General features: G+C 64.0%; 16 protein-coding genes and 4 tRNA genes. 13 read left to right on the forward strand and 7 right to left on the reverse strand.

The annotated features are described in order from the left end of the window. Positions 1-90 precede the first annotated feature (90 nt). Positions 91-2,148 carry an ATP-dependent DNA helicase RecG gene (gene recG, locus I2488_RS03235; RefSeq protein WP_196274706.1) on the forward strand — a complete coding sequence of 686 codons (2,058 nt, stop codon included), beginning with the start codon at positions 91-93 and terminating at the stop codon, positions 2,146-2,148. A 59-nt stretch (positions 2,149-2,207) separates the two neighbouring features. Here the strand turns inward: recG and I2488_RS03240 are convergent, their stop codons facing one another. Both I2488_RS03240 and I2488_RS03245 read right to left on the reverse strand, forming a co-directional pair. After that, entirely contained in the window at positions 2,208-2,804 is a 597-nt protein-coding gene (locus tag I2488_RS03240; RefSeq protein ID WP_196274385.1) for a hypothetical protein, read from the reverse strand. Between the two features lie 202 nt (positions 2,805-3,006). Then, positions 3,007-3,083 (reverse strand) — tRNA-Pro (locus I2488_RS03245). Positions 3,084-3,224: 141 nt separating this feature from the next. Here I2488_RS03245 and thyA point away from each other — a divergent pair. From thyA to I2488_RS03285, 8 genes are all read left to right on the forward strand, one after another. Beyond that, positions 3,225-4,169, forward strand: coding sequence for a thymidylate synthase (gene thyA, locus I2488_RS03250; protein ID WP_196274386.1), 945 nt, complete (start codon positions 3,225-3,227; stop codon positions 4,167-4,169). A gap of 128 nt (positions 4,170-4,297) precedes the next feature. Then, a complete protein-coding gene (locus I2488_RS03255; RefSeq protein ID WP_196274387.1) occupies positions 4,298-5,593 on the forward strand; it encodes a 3-methyl-2-oxobutanoate dehydrogenase (2-methylpropanoyl-transferring) subunit alpha in 1,296 nt (431 codons plus the stop codon). Then, positions 5,590-6,645: an alpha-ketoacid dehydrogenase subunit beta gene (locus I2488_RS03260; protein ID WP_196274388.1), complete on the forward strand. Its 1,056-nt coding sequence runs from the start codon at positions 5,590-5,592 to the stop codon at positions 6,643-6,645. Before I2488_RS03255 ends, I2488_RS03260 begins: the two co-directional genes overlap by 4 nt. A 4-nt stretch (positions 6,646-6,649) precedes the next feature. Next, the gene (locus tag I2488_RS03265; RefSeq protein ID WP_196274389.1) at positions 6,650-7,975 is read left to right on the forward strand and encodes a dihydrolipoamide acetyltransferase family protein; all 1,326 of its coding nucleotides are present in this window, start codon (positions 6,650-6,652) and stop codon (positions 7,973-7,975) included. A 29-nt stretch (positions 7,976-8,004) separates the two neighbouring features. Then, positions 8,005-8,577 carry a YdeI/OmpD-associated family protein gene (locus I2488_RS03270; RefSeq protein WP_196274390.1) on the forward strand — a complete coding sequence of 191 codons (573 nt, stop codon included), beginning with the start codon at positions 8,005-8,007 and terminating at the stop codon, positions 8,575-8,577. A gap of 103 nt (positions 8,578-8,680) precedes the next feature. Then, a tRNA-Asp gene (locus I2488_RS03275) sits at positions 8,681-8,757 on the forward strand. Positions 8,758-8,895: 138 nt separating this feature from the next. Further along, positions 8,896-8,972 (forward strand) — tRNA-Asp (locus tag I2488_RS03280). A gap of 41 nt (positions 8,973-9,013) precedes the next feature. Then, a tRNA-Asp gene (locus I2488_RS03285) sits at positions 9,014-9,090 on the forward strand. Positions 9,091-9,145: 55 nt separating this feature from the next. On the opposite strand, the gene I2488_RS03290 is transcribed toward I2488_RS03285, so the two are convergent. The 5 genes from I2488_RS03290 to I2488_RS03310 all read right to left on the reverse strand — a co-directional run bounded on the left by I2488_RS03290 (position 9,146) and on the right by I2488_RS03310 (position 11,164). Continuing rightward, entirely contained in the window at positions 9,146-9,523 is a 378-nt protein-coding gene (locus I2488_RS03290; protein WP_196274391.1) for a limonene-1,2-epoxide hydrolase family protein, read from the reverse strand. A gap of 68 nt (positions 9,524-9,591) precedes the next feature. Further along, positions 9,592-9,810 carry a DUF2842 domain-containing protein gene (locus tag I2488_RS03295; protein WP_196274392.1) on the reverse strand — a complete coding sequence of 73 codons (219 nt, stop codon included), beginning with the start codon at positions 9,808-9,810 and terminating at the stop codon, positions 9,592-9,594. Beyond that, complete coding sequence (locus I2488_RS03300; RefSeq protein ID WP_196274393.1) at positions 9,807-10,394, reverse strand: 5-formyltetrahydrofolate cyclo-ligase; 588 nt, start codon at positions 10,392-10,394, stop codon at positions 9,807-9,809. The genes I2488_RS03295 and I2488_RS03300 overlap by 4 nt, the downstream gene beginning before the upstream one ends. 202 nt (positions 10,395-10,596) lie before the next feature. Further along, a complete protein-coding gene (locus tag I2488_RS03305) occupies positions 10,597-10,947 on the reverse strand; it encodes a cell division protein ZapA (RefSeq protein ID WP_196274394.1) in 351 nt (116 codons plus the stop codon). A gap of 10 nt (positions 10,948-10,957) precedes the next feature. Beyond that, positions 10,958-11,164, reverse strand: coding sequence for a hypothetical protein (locus tag I2488_RS03310; protein WP_196274395.1), 207 nt, complete (start codon positions 11,162-11,164; stop codon positions 10,958-10,960). Positions 11,165-11,384: 220 nt separating this feature from the next. Here I2488_RS03310 and tkt point away from each other — a divergent pair, with 220 nt between their 5' ends. From tkt to I2488_RS03330, 4 genes are read left to right on the forward strand one after another with little or no spacing between them, the layout of a single operon-like run. Beyond that, positions 11,385-13,352 carry a transketolase gene (tkt, locus tag I2488_RS03315; RefSeq protein WP_196274396.1) on the forward strand — a complete coding sequence of 656 codons (1,968 nt, stop codon included), beginning with the start codon at positions 11,385-11,387 and terminating at the stop codon, positions 13,350-13,352. 21 nt (positions 13,353-13,373) lie between these two features. Continuing rightward, the gene (gap, locus tag I2488_RS03320) at positions 13,374-14,381 is read left to right on the forward strand and encodes a type I glyceraldehyde-3-phosphate dehydrogenase (protein WP_196274397.1); all 1,008 of its coding nucleotides are present in this window, start codon (positions 13,374-13,376) and stop codon (positions 14,379-14,381) included. 12 nt (positions 14,382-14,393) lie between these two features. Then, entirely contained in the window at positions 14,394-14,864 is a 471-nt protein-coding gene (locus tag I2488_RS03325) for an MOSC domain-containing protein (RefSeq protein WP_196274398.1), read from the forward strand. After that, positions 14,861-16,048 (forward strand): phosphoglycerate kinase, encoded by a 1,188-nt coding sequence (locus I2488_RS03330; protein ID WP_196274399.1) that lies wholly within the window; start codon positions 14,861-14,863, stop codon positions 16,046-16,048. Before I2488_RS03325 ends, I2488_RS03330 begins: the two co-directional genes overlap by 4 nt. The last annotated feature ends 143 nt before the right edge of the window (positions 16,049-16,191 follow it).

The raw sequence follows: 16,191 nt of genomic DNA on the forward strand, positions 1-16,191 counted from the left end.
TGCAACCATGCGCTGGGTCAAAATTGGCCGTGAATTTCGCAGGGCGTGGCATTGGCGAAAGCCGGCCTTGCAGCCTATGTCGGGCAGACCATGCGTCCCGACCTGCTCAATCCCCTCTTTGCCGAAAGTTCGAGCCTGAAAGGCGTCGGGCCGGGACTGGCGCGCCCGCTCGACAAGCTCGGCCTGACGCGGGTCAAGGACATTGCCTATCATCTGCCGGATCGCTGGGTGTTGCGGCGGGCGGTTGCCAATCTCGATGAGGCAGGCCTTGGTGAGCAGATCGTCCTGCCGCTGACGGTGCGCGATTACCGGCAGTCGGCCGGGCGTGGGCCGTTCCGGGTGATGGCCGAGGATGCCGTGGGCAATTACGTGGCGCTGACCTACTTCGGGCGGGCGGCCTATACGGCGAAGAAGCAGCTACCGCTGGGCGAGAAGCGCTGGGTTGCGGGCAGGCTCGACCAATTCGGGCAGACCTGGCAGATCGTCCATCCGGATCATGTCAGCGAAGACAGCGCCGGTATGCTCGGACAGTTGAACGAGCCGGTCTATCCGCTGTCGGAGGGACTGACGCAGGGGCGGGTGCAGGCGCTGGTGGCGCAATCGCTGGCGCATCTGCCGAAGCTGCCGGAGTGGATCGAGCCGGGACTGCTGGCGCGGATGGACTGGCCTGCCTGGCACCATGCCTTACCGGCTGCGCACAAGGCTGCGAACAAGTTGGCCAAGGACCGGCTCGCATATGACGAACTGCTGGCCAACAGCCTTGCACTGATGCTGGTGCGCGAAAGCAACCGCGCCAAGAAGGGCACGCCGCTGCATGGCGATGGACGGCTGCGAGCCAAGCTCAACCTCCCGTTCGAGCTGACAGGGGCGCAGAAGCGATCAATTGCCGAAATCGAGAGCGACATGGCGCAGGGCGCGCCGATGCTGCGGCTGCTGCAGGGCGATGTCGGCTCGGGCAAGACGGCGGTGGCGCTCAACGCGATGCTGATCGCGGTGGAGGCTGGCGGGCAGGCGGCCTTGCTGGCGCCGACCGAAATCCTGGCGCGCCAGCACTTCGAGACGCTGAACAAGATGGCCGCTGGCACCGGCGTGACCATCGCGCTGCTGACCGGGCGGGACAAGGGCAAGGCGCGCGAATCGATCCTGATGGGCTTGCTCGATGGATCGATCGACATTTGCGTCGGGACACATGCGATCTTTCAGGAGGCTGTGGCCTATCGCAATCTCGCACTGGTGGTGATCGACGAACAGCACCGCTTCGGCGTGGGACAGCGTCTGATGCTGACGCAGAAGGCGCGGCGGACGCCGCACTGCCTTGCGATGACGGCAACGCCGATCCCGCGCACGCTGACCCTGGCGCAGTATGGCGAGATGGACGTCTCGCGGCTCGACGAGATGCCGCCCGGGCGTCAGGCCATCGACACGCGGGTGATCTCGACCGAGCGTATCGCCGATGTTGTGGAAGGGGTGGCGCGGCACATTGCCAAGGGGGCGCAGGCCTATTGGGTCTGCCCGATGGTGCGCGAACTGGAGACCGAGGACATTGCCGCGGCCGAGGCGCGTTACGCAGCGCTGAAAGAGCGGTTTGGCGATACCGTGGTCATGGTCCACGGCCAGTTGCGGCCCGAGGTCAAGGACGCAGGCATGGAGCGCTTTGCCCGGGGCGAGGCGCAACTGCTGGTGGCGACGACGGTGATCGAAGTCGGCGTCGACGTGCCGAACGCGACGCTGATGGTGATCGAGCAGGCCGAGCGCTTCGGTCTGGCCCAGCTGCACCAGTTGCGCGGGCGTGTGGGGCGGGGAAGCCAGCAATCGACTTGCCTGCTGCTGCGCGGCGAGGCGCTGTCCGAGACCGGGCGCGAACGTCTGGCGCTGATGCGCGAGACGCAGGATGGGTTCAGGCTGGCGGAAGAGGACTTGCGCTTGCGCGGCGGCGGAGAACTGCTGGGCACGCGGCAGTCCGGCGACACCCCGTTCAAGGTTGCGGACTTCGAGCAGATCGCGCGGTTGCTACCTCTTGCGCATGATGATGCGCGGTTGCTGATGGAGCGTGACGGCGGACTGTCTTCGCCGCGGGGCGAGGCAGCGCGAGTCCTGCTCTATCTGTTCGAGCGCGATTGGGGCGTGCAGCTACTCAGAGGCGGATAGGCTGGACGGGTTGGGGCGGCGCAAAAAGGGGGAAAAGCGCCGCCCGCTCCCTGAATGGCTTACTTGCCGGCAGGCTTTGCGGCGCCCGCACTGGCGCTCTTTTCAGCGCTCTTGGTGGCGTCGGCAAAGCCTTGGGCGGTCATGCCGATCATCAGGCCCGAAGCACCCTTGGCGACCGAGGTCTTCGGCAGCTTCACTCGGACGGCTCCGGCATCGAGCACGAATTCGGTGTCGGTCACTTCGGCAACCTTGCCGAGCTGGGTAGTGCCGTCGGAGGCATAGACCGGCGCATCGGCGACGATGGCAGCGGCAGTTTCGGCCTTGGCCGCAGCGGCAGCCTTTTCGGCAGCAGCATCAAGTTCGACCTTGGTCATGCCGAGAACCGGGCCCTTGGGACCTGTGCCAAGCGCCGTCAGTGCGAGGGTGGCGGTGTTCTTGCCGGTGTCGATGACGAAGTTGGGCGCGTTCACGCTCTTGATCTTGCCGACTTCGGCGCCGCTGGCATCGTAGACGGTAGCACCGACAGACGGGGTCGCAGCGGTGGCTGTAGCGGTTGCGGTGGTATCGGTGCCGGCAGCCGCCTCTTGTGCGTTTGCTGCGGTTGCAAAGGGGATGGAAGCGACGAGAAGGGCAACGGTGAGATTGCGGATTTTCACAATGGGTATCCTGTCCAGTTGCAGAGAATGCCCGCACAAGGTCGGGGCAACTGTTCCGATGCGAAAGCCCGTTTGCGATTTCCGGAGCGGTATTTCCCGCCAGAATGAGGCACTTGTGCAGCAGCGGCGACGAACTGTGTGCGTCGGGCAAACGAAAAGGGCGACCCGAAGGCCGCCCTTTCGATCATCCTTGAGGATGAAATGGTCGGGGAAAGAGGATTCGAACCTCCGGCCCCTGCCTCCCGAAGACAGTGCTCTACCAGGCTGAGCTATTCCCCGACCGATCCGCCAACCGGTGACCCGGCTGCGAGGCAGGGGCGCCCTATACGAGGCAGTTCCGAGACTGGCAAGCGGGAAGGAACAAGTTTTTTCCGTTGCGCTCTTTTGCTCGATTGTGGGCCGCGCGATAGAAGCAGCGCCATGTCGAAACACGCCGATTCCGCTCGCCACTACGAATGCCAGTATCTCGATCTCATGCGTGAGATCTGGGAAGGCGGGGACACGCGCGTGGATCGGACCGGTGTTGGTACGCGCTCCGTATTTGGGGCGCAGTTGCGGTTCGACCTGTCCGACGGGCGGGTGCCGCTGCTGACCACCAAGCGGGTCTACTGGAAAACTGCCACGCGCGAGTTCCTGTGGTTTCTTACCGGGGATACCAACATCCGCGCGCTCTGTGCGCAGGGCGTGGAGATCTGGACCGACTGGCCGCTCGACCGCTACCGCAAGGCGACAGGCTCGGACATTTCCCGGGCCGACTTCTCGGCGCGGATCGTGGCGGACGAGGCCTTTGCCCGGGAGTGGGGCGATCTGGGGCCGGTCTACGGCAAGCAGTGGGTGGACTGGCCTGTTTACGAGCCTGCAGGGGAAGGGCTCTTCCGACAGCGCCCTCAAGGCGTGAACCAGGTTGCCGATCTGGTGCATTCGTTGCGTAGCAATCCCGGGAGCAGGCGCCACATCGTCGAGGGTTGGAACGTGGCGGAGCTGGACGCGATGGCTCTGCCGCCGTGCCACAAGACCTACCAGTTCCACGTGAGCGGGAATCGCTTGAACGGGTTGCTCTACCAGCGCAGTTGCGACGTGGCGCTGGGGCTGCCATTCAACCTGTGGGGCGCGGCGCTGTTTCTGCGGCTGCTTGCCCAGCAATGCGATCTGGAGCCGGGCGAGCTGGTGTGGACGGGCGGCGACACGCATCTCTATCTCAATCACGCGGAACTGGTCGAAGCGCAGCTTTCCCGGGAACCGGAGGGCGATCCGCGCCTTGCCATCCTGCGCCGACCGGATACGATCTTCGGATACCGGATCGAGGATTTCGAAGTGTCCGGATACGCGCCGCAGGGTCATCTTTCTGCTCCTGTTGCCGTCTAGGCCTGCGATTGACTCGAAAAGGCGTGTGAAATAAAATAACACGCGTCTATAACTTTGCATCTGTAACACTTTTGCATGTGCAAAGAGTGATTCGGTGCGGGAGAGTCGAAAATGCAGGCGTTCGCAGGATGAGCGGCGGAACGAATGGCGGCATGCGCAGCAACATGCCTGCGCTCTCGCTCCACGTGCCCGAACCGAAGTTCCGGCCCGGAGACGCGGTCGATTATTCGCATCTCGAGATTCCGACTGCAGGGGCGCAGGCTCGGCCGGACGAGCAGTGCGCAGCTTCGGAAACGCAGGGCCTCTGCTTCGATCTGGTCCGCGTGCTGGGCGATGATCATCGCGCGGTGGGGCCATGGGATCCCAAGCTGGAGGCCGAAACCCTGCGCCGCATGCTGCGCACCATGGCGCTTACGCGGGCGTTCGACGACCGCATGTATCGGGGGCAGCGACAGGGCAAGACCAGCTTCTACATGAAGTGCACCGGCGAGGAGGCGACTTCGGTTGCTCCTGCCATGGCCCTGGCTACGGACGACATGGTGTTTCCGAGCTACCGGCAGCAGGGCATCCTGATTTCGCGCGGATACCCGATCGTCGAGATGATCAACCAGATCTATTCGAACCGGGCGGACAAGCTGAAGGGGCGGCAGTTGCCGATCATGTATTCGGCGCGCGAGGCATCGTTCTTCACGATCAGCGGAAATCTCGCCACGCAGTACCCGCAGGCGGTGGGTTGGGCGATGGCCAGCGCGATCAAGGGCGATACCCGGATTGCGGCGACCTGGATCGGCGAAGGATCGACGGCGGAAGGAGACTTCCATTCGGCAATGACCTTCGCCACCGTCTACAACGCGCCGGTGATCTTCAACGTCGTCAACAATCAGTGGGCGATCTCGAGCTTTTCGGGTTTCGCCGGGGCTGAGCGGACGACCTTTGCGGCGCGTGCCATCGGCTATGGCATGGCCGGGTTGCGGGTGGACGGCAACGATCCGCTGGCGGTCTATGCCGCGACAAAGTGGGCGGCTGACCGCGCACGTTCGAATGCCGGTCCGACCTTGATCGAGCACTTTACCTATCGTGCCGAGGGGCATTCCACTTCGGACGATCCCGGACAGTACCGTTCGGCGCACGAACGCGAGGAGTGGCCCTTGGGCGATCCGATCAACCGGCTGAAGCAGCATCTGATCACGCTGGGCGAATGGTCCGAGGAGCAGCATGCCGCGATGGACCGCGAACTGATGGAGATGGTCAAGGCGGCGACCAAGGAGGCCGAGAAGAACGGCATCCTGGGTCATGGCTTGCACCATCCCTTCCACACCATGTTCGAGGACGTGTTCGAGGACTTGCCCTGGCACCTTCAGGAACAGAGCGAGCAGGCCATCCACGAGCGTCGGGTCAAGTGGCCAGAGTGGAAAGAAGCATGACCTACGAAGAATCCCCGGTCAGCCTCGCCGAGGCTCCGACCCGCCGCCTGAACATGATCGAGGCGATCAACGATGCACTCGACATTATGATGGAGCGCGATCCCAATGTCGTCGTGATGGGCGAGGACGTCGGCTACTTCGGCGGCGTGTTCCGTGCGACGGCAGGGCTGCAGAAGAAGTACGGCAAGACCCGCGTGTTCGACACGCCGATCAGCGAATGCGGGATTATCGGCGTGGCCGTTGGCATGGGCGCCTATGGCCTGCGTCCGGTGCCGGAAATCCAGTTTGCGGACTACATCTATCCGGGGCTGGACCAGCTCGTTTCGGAGGCGGCGCGGCTGCGTTATCGCTCAGCGGGCGAGTTCGTCGCGCCGATGACGGTGCGTTCGCCGTTCGGTGGCGGCATTTTCGGCGGGCAGACGCACAGCCAGAGCCCGGAGGCACTGTTCACGCATGTTGCCGGCCTCAAGACGGTCGTGCCGAGCAATCCCCACGACGCCAAGGGCCTGCTGATTGCCGCGATCGAGGACAACGATCCGGTGATCTTCTTCGAGCCGAAGCGCATCTACAATGGCCCGTTCAACGGCTACTATGACAAGCCGGTCGAGCCGTGGAGCAAGCACGCGGACAGCGCGGTGCCGGAGGGGTATTATTCGATCCCGTTGGGCAAAGCGCGCATTGTCCGTCCGGGCAATGCCTTCACTGTGCTGGCCTATGGCACGATGGTCCACGTGGCTGCAGCGGTCTGTGCGGAGAAGGGCGTCGACGCCGAGATCATCGACCTTCGCACGCTGGTTCCGCTCGACATCGAGACGGTGGAAAAGTCGGTGGAAAAGACCGGGAAATGCCTGATCGTCCACGAAGCGACACGCACCTCCGGCTACGGCGCCGAACTCTCGGCGTTGGTGCAGGAGCGCTGCTTCTATCACCTCGAAGCCCCTATCGAGCGCGTGACCGGCTTCGACACCCCCTATCCCCACAGCCTCGAATGGGCCTACTTCCCCGGCCCGGTCCGCATCGGCGAGGCCATCGACCGCCTGACGAAAGCCTGAAGCCATGGGAACCTACACATTCCGCCTGCCCGACATCGGCGAAGGCATCGCCGAGGCCGAGATTGTCGCATGGCACGTTGCCGTGGGCGACATGGTCGAGGAAGATGGCCGCCTGGCCGACATGATGACCGACAAGGCCACGGTCGAGATGGAAAGCCCGGTAGCGGGCAAGGTCGTCTCGATCGCCGGTGAAGTCGGCGATGTGGTGGCGATCGGATCGGCGCTGGTCGTGATCGAGACCGAGGGGGAAGGGGAGGCGCAAGCACCCGCTGCCGCTCCCGCCCCGAAGTCCGAAGTCGTCGAAGAGCGCTTAGAGGTGGAAACACCAGATGCAGGGGACGTGACGCGAGTTGAAGCAGTTGCACCGCCGCCACCACCGGCACCTCCTCCGTCACCCCCAGCGGCGCCCAAGGCTGCTCCCGCGCAGGCAGTGGAGCCGGTCCGGCGTGGCTACGATGCCAAGGTTCTGGCAAGCCCCGCCGTGCGCCAGCGGGCGCGTGATCTCGGCATCGACCTTTCCGAGGTCCGTCCGTCCGAGGAAGGGCGCGTGCGCCATGCCGACCTCGACCAGTTCCTCGCCTACAACGCGACGGGCGGCTACCGCTCGGCGGGGGCGGAACGCGGCGACGAGGTGATCAAGGTCATCGGCATGCGCCGCCGCATCGCCGAGAACATGGCCGCATCCAAACGCCACATCCCGCACTTCTCGTATGTCGAGGAATGCGACGTGACCATGCTGGAAGTGATGCGCGAGCAGCTGAACGCCAGCCGTGGCGACAAGCCCAAGCTCACGATGTTGCCCCTGCTGATCACCGCGATCTGCCGCACGCTGCCGAAATTTCCGATGATCAACGCGCGCTATGATGACGAAGCCGGTGTTGTGACCCGTTATGGTGCAGTGCATCTCGGCATGGCCGCGCAGACGCCCGCCGGCCTGATGGTACCGGTTATCCGCAACGCGCAGAGCCTGAACCTGTGGCAGCTTGCGCGCGAGATTGGCCGACTTGCCGAATCCGCGCGCAGCGGCAGCGCCAAGTCTGAAGAATTGTCGGGCTCGACCCTCACGGTCACCTCGCTCGGGCCGCTCGGCGGCGTTGCGACGACGCCGGTGATCAACCGTCCGGAAGTCGCCATCATCGGCCCCAACAGGATCATCGAGCGGCCGATGTTCGTGCCTGACGGCATGGGCGGCGAGCGGATCGAGAAGCGCAAGCTGATGAACATCTCGATCAGTTGCGACCATCGCGTCGTCGACGGGCATGATGCCGCCAGCTTCGTCCAGGCGATCAAGAAGCTGATCGAAACGCCGGTACTGCTGCTGGCCGACTGATGTGGTAGATGTGCGGATCGGAGGTGCCCATGCCGACTACCGATCCGCGCATCGATCAGCATATCGCAAACGCTGGCGAATTTGCCCGTCCGATCCTCGAGCGCTTCCGGGCGCTCGTTCATCGCGAAGTGCCGGACTGCGTTGAAGCGATCAAATGGGGCATGCCGCACTTCACGCTGGGCGGAAAGAACCTGGCGGGCATGGCGGCGTTCAAAGCGCATGTCTCGATTTTCTTCCACAACGACGAGCAATCGGGTGGTACCGGACCGTTTCGCAAGATCGCTTCGCCAGATGATTTTCCGGAAGAGACGGTCGTCGTTGAGCGGCTGACCTCCGCTGTTGCCCGACTTGCCGCGCCGAAGCCCAAGGTGCCGCGTGCTGCTATCAAGCCGGTCCCCGAACTGCCGGAGGCCTTCAGCGTTGCCTTGACGGGCGCAGGACATGCCGAGCGCTTCGCGGCCATGCCGCCCGGCCAGCGGCGGGAATACATCGAGTGGATTGTCGAGGCAAAGACCGACCCTACGCGGGACAAGCGGATTGCGCAGGCGGTGGAATGGATCGGCGAGGGCAAGAGCCGTAACTGGAAGTACCAGAACTGCTGAAGCTTCGTGCTTTCGGAAGAAATTGCTGGTCGGGCCGGATTGCCTGTCGTTGAGCGTTGACAGCCTGCAAACTCTGCCATAGAGGCGGCGCTCCCAACGGCGAGCGGGTGTAGCTCAGTTGGTTAGAGTGCCGGCCTGTCACGCCGGAGGTCGCGGGTTCGAGCCCCGTCACTCGCGCCATTGGGATGATGAAAAGGGCGCCTCCGGGCGCCTTTTTCTTTGCGTGCGGGGCGGCGCTCCGTTGTGGAAAAATTCCCGCTTTCAAGCCCGTTGACAGCCCAGACCGCCTGCCATAGAGGCGCGGCTTCCAAGAGGTACGCGGGTGTAGCTCAGTTGGTTAGAGTGCCGGCCTGTCACGCCGGAGGTCGCGGGTTCGAGCCCCGTCACTCGCGCCACCACTTGGGGCGGTGCCTGATCGGCATCTTGCTGACGTTACGCGGGTGTAGCTCAGTTGGTTAGAGTGCCGGCCTGTCACGCCGGAGGTCGCGGGTTCGAGCCCCGTCACTCGCGCCACGTCAGATGCGATGCAAAGGGCGCCTTCGGGCGCCCTTTCGCGTTCTGAGCCGGATCACTGCTTGAATGGCGCAGTGTCGAAGTAATCCCGCCACTTCACGATCTTGCCATCCTGCAATTCGAAGATGCCCATGAGCCGCAAGGACGCGAAAGTCTCGCCAGCGGCGTTGATCATGTGGTCCACGCGTTCGGTCAGGACCGTATTGCCGTTGGCCGCAACCGCCAGCATGTCGACCTTGATGCGTGCGATACCCATGTCGTTCTCGAAGCCTGCTACCAGCGCAAGCCCTTGGTCGGTCCCGATGGTGTGGGACATGCCCACGTTCTCGTAATCGGTCTGCTCCGTGAAGTATTCGCGGATGGATGCTGCAAACCCGCCGGGTTGGTCCCACATTGCGCAGAAGGTTGCGACGGTTTCGACTGGTCCAGACATGGCATTCTCCCCTTTGCTTTGTGCAAAGGGGTAAGCAATCGCGTGGCGCTGTCCAGCAGCGTTTGCGATCAGCCCCAGCGGCCGGTTTCCATCCAGATCAGGAAGCGCCGCAGGGGCAGGAGCCAGATCGTCCCGAGGACGATGTAGGCGATCGTCTGAAGCAGGACGTGCCATTGCCCGATCACATCGGACAGCGCGGCAACGCCAAAGGCGTAGATCATCAGCGCAAGGACCAGCGCGAGAATGCCGACCGGCTTGCGCCACGTGGGCTGGTAGTCCTGCTTCATGCCTGTCGCTCCCACGGTCCGTAGATTCGCGTCGGCGTTACCACGGCGTGAAGCGGAACGTCATGCGCCTCGCGGGGCAGGTGCTCGACGAGTTGGCAGTCCCAAGAAAGGCCGATGGGAAGCGTGGAGGGGTGGGCTTCCAGCCAGCGGTCGTAATGACCGCCACCTTGGCCCAGTCGCCCACCATCGGCGCTGAAACCGACCAGGGGGACGAAGAGCACTTCCGGAACGACCTCGGAAGCGTCTGAAGCTGGCTGGACGATGCCCTTCCAGGGTCCCGGTTCCAGCAGATCGTCGACCCATGGCGAGGTCCATTCGCGGAAGACCATGGGCGAGGCGCGATCGGCAAACCATGGCAATGCGACCTTGTGCCCTGCTTCATGCAGGACTTGTGCGTAAGCCGTGGCTGGCGCTTCCGAAGGCCCTGCGAGATAGACTCCGACAGTCGCCCCTTCGGGCACCATCGCCATGACGGGCGAGGGCGGGCGGCGGAACATCAGCGCCTTCACGCGCGGATCGAGCGATGCAACGTGAGCGTTGCGCCGCGCTCTCAATTCAGTGCGCAGCGCAGTCTTGGCTTCCACGAGGTGCTCCGGTATCAGGAAAGAGAAGGGGGTGACGGGCCCACCATGGGTCGGTTGCTCGGAAAATCCTCTGACGCCTCGACGTCAGGTGGGGACCGCTTACCCGGGACCAGGATCCCAGACAGGGGCAGCCCCCTTGGATTGCTTATAGCCTCAGGGATGTTCATGCGGCTCGTGCCGGGCAGATCCCGTCACGGCCTAGTTAGGCGCTGACCGGCCCTTGCTCAAGGGCAACGGCGAGTTTTTCGATGCGCTCCGCCAATGTGTTGACGCGGTCGACCACAGCGGGGTCGATTTCGGCGGGAGCGGGAGCGGGAGCGGGAGGCGGGGTTGGCACGGCGACAGGCGCAGGTGACGCTCTATGCGCTTCGTGCAGTTCGTCGGCCATCATCAGCGCCGCGAACAGCAGCATCCGCGTTTCGCTTTGCTGGCCGCCGATCTTCCGTGCACGCTCGTCGATCATGCGGCCGAGCATTTCGATATGCGCTTCCTCGCCATCGGCGCAGGAGACGGCGAAATTGCGACCGCCGATCGGCAGGCTGACGTTGCTCATGACCTGGGGCTCATTTCGGCAGACCTGCAAGCAGGAGATCGAGCTGGCGCAACTCCTGCGCGACCGTATCCTTGAGGCGGCGATGACGGACCTTTAGCAGCGCCAGCTCCTCGCCCGCTGCAGCCCCTTGGGTTCCCTGTTGCGCGACCGCTCCTTCAACCCGCGCGAGCGCTTGCTCGAGCCTGTCAAGAGCGGCGCCGAGTGCTTCCGTCGCCATGGCCCGGCACGCTAGCACAATGGCGCAGAGGCGCAACACTCTGGCAGGAAAGGGGCGGGGATAGCGGCACGGAAAAGCCTGCTTTGTGCACCTGCAACAAAGAACCCGCCCCGCCAGCCTTGACCCTTGGCCCCATGGTGACCAAAGAGACCCCGCTCCGAATCACCGGATTCATGCGGCCCATGCCGTTCGGCCGCTCGCAGGGAAGGGCTTTTTCAGCATGACACGCGATTCCACCGCGCTGGCTCCCATGGCCAACGCGATCCGTGCGCTTGCCATGGACGCGGTTCAGGCAGCCAATTCCGGCCACCCCGGCATGCCGATGGGCATGGCCGACGTGGCGACGGTGCTGTGGACCCAGTTCCTGAAGCATGATCCCGCCGCGCCACAGTGGTCGGACCGTGACCGCTTCATCCTCTCGGCCGGCCACGGCTCGATGCTGATCTACGCGCTGCTTCACCTGACGGGCTACGAAAGCCCGACGATGGAAGACATCCGCAAGTTCCGCCAGATCGACAGCGTTTGCGCAGGGCATCCCGAGAATTTCCTGATCCCGGGTGTCGAATGCACTACCGGCCCGCTGGGGCAGGGTCTTGCCATGGCCGTCGGCTTTGCCATGGCCGAGCGTCATCTCAACGCGCAGTTCGGCGATGACCTGGTCGATCACCACACCTGGGTCGTGGCCGGTGACGGGTGCCTCATGGAAGGCATCAACCATGAGGCCGTGGGCCTTGCCGGTACGCTGAAACTCGGTCGCCTGAATGTTCTGTGGGACGACAACAAGATCACGATCGACGGCGATACCTCGCTTTCGACCACCGAGGACATCCTCGGGCGTTATACCGCGTCGGGCTGGCACGTGACCTCGTGCGACGGTCATGACTTTGCCGACATCGCCCGCGCACTGGCCGAAGCCAAGGCGGATCCGCGTCCATCACTCGTTGCCTGCCGCACCGTGATCGGCAAGGGTGCGCCCAACAAGCAGGGCGGCCACAACGTCCATGGCGCGCCGCTTGGTGCTGACGAAATCGCTGCGGCCCGCGAATATCTGGGCTGGACTTCGGCTCCGTTCGAAATTCCCGCAGATATCCTCGGCAACTGGCGTTCGTCGGCAGAGGCAGGCAAGGCCGCTCGCGCCGCGTGGGAGCAGCGTGCCGCTGCCAACCCGCGGGCGGCCGAACTCGCCCGCCGCATGGCAGGGGATCTTCCGGCCGAAACCGGTCTCGATGCCTATGTGCAGTCGCTGATCGCCAATCCGCCCAAGGTTGCGACCCGCAAGTCGAGCGAAATGGCGCTCGAGGCCTTCACCGCCAACGTGCCGGAAATGGTCGGCGGTTCGGCTGACCTTACCGGTTCGAACAACACCAAGACCAAGTCGACCGCACCGTTCACGCCGGACAGCTACGACGGCCGCTATGTCTACTACGGCATTCGCGAATTCGGCATGGCCGCGGCAATGAACGGCATGGCTCTGCATGGCGGGATCATCCCTTACGGCGGCACCTTCCTGGTGTTCTCCGACTATTGCCGCAATGCCGTGCGCATGTCGGCCCTGCAGCATGTCCGCTCGATCTACGTGTTCACGCACGATTCGATCGGTCTTGGCGAAGACGGCCCGACCCATCAGCCGGTCGAGCATGTCATGAGCTTGCGCATGATTCCCAACCTGCTGGTGTTCCGCCCGGCCGACGCGATCGAGACGGCGGAAGCTTGGGCGATCGCTCTGGCCAACAAGGACCGTCCGTCTGTCCTCGCTTTGACCCGCCAGAACCTGCCGCCGGTGCGTTTCGATGCCGGTATGAAGAGCGCCAAGGGTGCTTACCGGCTCGTCTCGGCGACGGCTGCGCGCAAGGTCGTGCTGCTCGCTTCGGGTTCCGAAGTCGAGATCGCGATGAAGGCCGCTGCTGCGCTGGAAGAGCAGGGCATCGGCGCCGATGTCGTCTCGTTCCCGTGCTGGGAACTGTTCGACGAGCAGGACGCCGCCTACAAGGCTGACGTGCTTCCCGCCGACGCGCTCAAGGTCTCGATCGAGGCCGGCGTGACTCTGGGCTGGCAGAAGTATGTCGGCGATGGCCTGTCGATCGGCATCGACACGTTCGGCGCCTCGGCTCCGATCGACGTGCTCTATGATCACTTCGGCCTCACCGCCGAAAAGATTGTCCCGCAGATCCTTTCGCGGGTTTCGTAATTCAAACAGGAGATAGCTGACATGGCGATCAAGGTTGCGATCAACGGTTTCGGACGCATCGGGCGCAACGTGGCCCGCGCCATCCTCGAACGGCCCGATTGCGGCCTTGAGCTGGTCTCGATCAACGACCTGGCCGATGCCAAGGCCAACGCCCTGCTGTTCAAGCGCGACAGCGTACACGGCGCATTCGCGGGCGAAGTCTCGGTCGACGGCAATGACCTGATCGTCGATGGCAAGCGCATCCAGGTGACTGCCGAGAAGGACCCGGCCAACCTGCCTCACGCCGCCAATGGCATCGACATCGCGCTGGAGTGCACCGGCTTCTTCACCGATCGCGCCGGTGGCCAGAAGCACCTCGATGCGGGCGCCAAGCGTGTGCTCATCTCGGCTCCGGCCAAGGGCGTGGACCTCACGGTCGTCTACGGGGTGAACCACGACAAGCTGACCGGCGATCACCTGATCGTCTCGAACGCATCGTGCACCACCAACTGCCTCGCGCCGATGGCCAAGGTTCTGCATGAATCGATCGGTATCGAGCGTGGCCTGATGACCACGATCCACTCGTACACCAACGACCAGAAGATCCTCGACCAGATCCACAAGGATCCGCGCCGCGCCCGCGCTGCCGCGATGAACATGATCCCGACCAGCACCGGCGCTGCCGTTGCCGTCGGCGAAGTGCTGCCCGACCTCAAGGGCAAGCTCGATGGTTCGTCGATCCGCGTGCCGACCCCGAACGTCTCGGTTGTCGACCTGACCTTCACGCCGAAGCGCGACACCACCGTTGAAGAAGTCAACGGCCTGCTCAAGGCTGCAGCCGAAGGCGCGCTCAAGGGCGTGCTCGGCTACACCGAGGAGCCGCTGGTCTCGATCGACTTCAACCACGATCCGCACTCGTCGACCATCGACAGCCTCGAGACGGCCGTGCTCGAAGGCAAGCTGGTTCGCGTGCTGTCGTGGTACGACAACGAATGGGGCTTCTCCAACCGCATGCTCGACACCGCGGGCGCGATGGCGAAGTTCCTCTGAGGAAATGGTAAAATGAGCGGGCGTCTCGGTGGCATTGCACGGCATGACCGGCCGCGCGGGCCTATCGAGACGCTCGATCACGTTTCCGTCACACGCGAGCTTGGCGTTCGCGGTGACCTGCGCGGGGCGATCCGCCCCGGCAAATCCGGACGCAGGCAGATTTCGCTGATCGAAGCCGAAAGCTGGGATGCGGCGCTGGCCGAGCTCAAGGTGTCGGCGGATCAACTGCTTCCCTGGCATGTGCGCCGCGCCAACCTGCTGGTTCATGGCATCCGCTTGCCCCGCGAGGCTGGCAAGATCATTGCCATCGGCAAGAGCTTGCGGATCGAGACGACCTGCGAATGCGACCCATGCAGCCGCATGGACGAAATCCTGCCCGGCCTGAAACTCGCGCTGATGCCTGACTGGCGCGGCGGGGTACTCGGCCGGGTGCTGACCGATGGCGAAATCGCGATCGGCGACGAAGTGAGGATCGAGGAATGAGCTTCAAGACTCTGGACGATATCGGCGACCTGACCGGCAAGACCGTGCTTGTGCGCGAGGACCTCAACGTGCCGATGGCCGACGGCGCCGTCACCGATGACACCCGTCTCCGCGCTACCGTCGCGACGCTGAACGAACTGTCGGACAAGGGCGCGAAGGTGCTGGTCCTGGCACACTTCGGGCGCCCCAAGGGCCAGCCTTCGGAAGAGTTCTCCCTGAAGAAGCTCGCCGCGCCGCTCTCGCACGTGCTTGGCCGTCCGGTAAGCTACATCGACTGGGAAGGCGACAAGGCTGCTGTTGCAGCACTCGCGCCGGGAGCCATCGCGGTTCTGGAGAACACCCGCTTTTTCGGTGGCGAGGAGAAGAACGATCCTGCCGTGATCGAGCGCTTCGCCAGCCTCGGCGACATCTACGTCAACGATGCCTTCTCCGCCGCGCACCGGGCCCACGCCTCGACCGAGGGCCTCGCCCATGTGCTGCCAGCCTACGCAGGTCGCGCCATGGAGGCCGAACTCAAGGCTCTCCAGAAGGCCCTTGGTGAACCGGAACGTCCGGTCGCGGCCGTTGTTGGCGGCGCGAAGGTCTCGACCAAGCTCGACGTGCTCAAGCACCTTGTCAGCAAGGTCGATCACCTGATCATCGGTGGCGGCATGGCCAACACGTTCCTCGCGGCGCGCGGCGTGAATGTCGGCAAGTCGCTGTGCGAGCATGACCTCAAGGCAACCGCCGAGGAAATCCTCGACAACGCCGACAAGGCGGGTTGCACGGTGCATCTGCCTTACGACGTGGTGGTTTCGAAGGAATTCGCGGCCAATCCGCCGAGCCTGCGCACATGCAACGTGCATGAGGTCGCCGAGGACGAGATGATCCTCGACGTGGGGCCGGCAGCGGTCGAAGCCCTTGGCGATGCCCTGAAGACCTGCCGCACGCTGGTTTGGAACGGCCCGATGGGCGCGTTCGAGACCGAGCCGTTCGATGCGGCCACGGTTGCACTGGCGAAGACGGCTGCGGCACTGACCAAGGAAGGCTCGCTGGTTTCGGTCGCTGGTGGCGGTGATACCGTCGCCGCGCTCAACCACGCCGGCGTTGCGGCTGATTTCACCTACATTTCGACGGCGGGCGGCGCTTTCCTCGAATGGATGGAAGGCAAGGAACTGCCGGGCGTCGCCGCGCTCGAACGCTAAAAAATTCAGGAGCGCGTGTTGCACTGCGGCACGCGCTCCTTTATGGCGCATATCCGCATAGGTATGCGCCATTCCAGACGCTCTTCGAACTTGGGGAGCGTCTTTCAAAAGCGCTTTTACGCATAGGTATGCGGAGACGGAAT

The organism is Novosphingobium jiangmenense (genome assembly GCF_015694345.1).
GTDB classification, from domain to species: domain Bacteria; phylum Pseudomonadota; class Alphaproteobacteria; order Sphingomonadales; family Sphingomonadaceae; genus Novosphingobium; species Novosphingobium jiangmenense.

Excerpts from the sequence above, each read along its gene's own strand:
- tkt (WP_196274396.1), top strand. The coding sequence starts at position 11,385 with ATGACACGCGATTCCACCGCGCTGGCTCCCATGGCCAACGCGATCCGT.
- I2488_RS03310 (WP_196274395.1), bottom strand. The coding sequence starts at position 11,164 with ATGGCGACGGAAGCACTCGGCGCCGCTCTTGACAGGCTCGAGCAAGCG.
- gap (WP_196274397.1), top strand. The coding sequence starts at position 13,374 with ATGGCGATCAAGGTTGCGATCAACGGTTTCGGACGCATCGGGCGCAAC.
- I2488_RS03265 (WP_196274389.1), top strand. The coding sequence starts at position 6,650 with ATGGGAACCTACACATTCCGCCTGCCCGACATCGGCGAAGGCATCGCC.
- I2488_RS03290 (WP_196274391.1), bottom strand. The coding sequence starts at position 9,523 with ATGTCTGGACCAGTCGAAACCGTCGCAACCTTCTGCGCAATGTGGGAC.
- I2488_RS03255 (WP_196274387.1), top strand. The coding sequence starts at position 4,298 with ATGAGCGGCGGAACGAATGGCGGCATGCGCAGCAACATGCCTGCGCTC.
- I2488_RS03270 (WP_196274390.1), top strand. The coding sequence starts at position 8,005 with ATGCCGACTACCGATCCGCGCATCGATCAGCATATCGCAAACGCTGGC.
- recG (WP_196274706.1), top strand. The coding sequence starts at position 91 with ATGCGTCCCGACCTGCTCAATCCCCTCTTTGCCGAAAGTTCGAGCCTG.
- I2488_RS03325 (WP_196274398.1), top strand. The coding sequence starts at position 14,394 with ATGAGCGGGCGTCTCGGTGGCATTGCACGGCATGACCGGCCGCGCGGG.
- I2488_RS03260 (WP_196274388.1), top strand. The coding sequence starts at position 5,590 with ATGACCTACGAAGAATCCCCGGTCAGCCTCGCCGAGGCTCCGACCCGC.
- I2488_RS03295 (WP_196274392.1), bottom strand. The coding sequence starts at position 9,810 with ATGAAGCAGGACTACCAGCCCACGTGGCGCAAGCCGGTCGGCATTCTC.
- I2488_RS03305 (WP_196274394.1), bottom strand. The coding sequence starts at position 10,947 with ATGAGCAACGTCAGCCTGCCGATCGGCGGTCGCAATTTCGCCGTCTCC.
- thyA (WP_196274386.1), top strand. The coding sequence starts at position 3,225 with ATGTCGAAACACGCCGATTCCGCTCGCCACTACGAATGCCAGTATCTC.
- I2488_RS03330 (WP_196274399.1), top strand. The coding sequence starts at position 14,861 with ATGAGCTTCAAGACTCTGGACGATATCGGCGACCTGACCGGCAAGACC.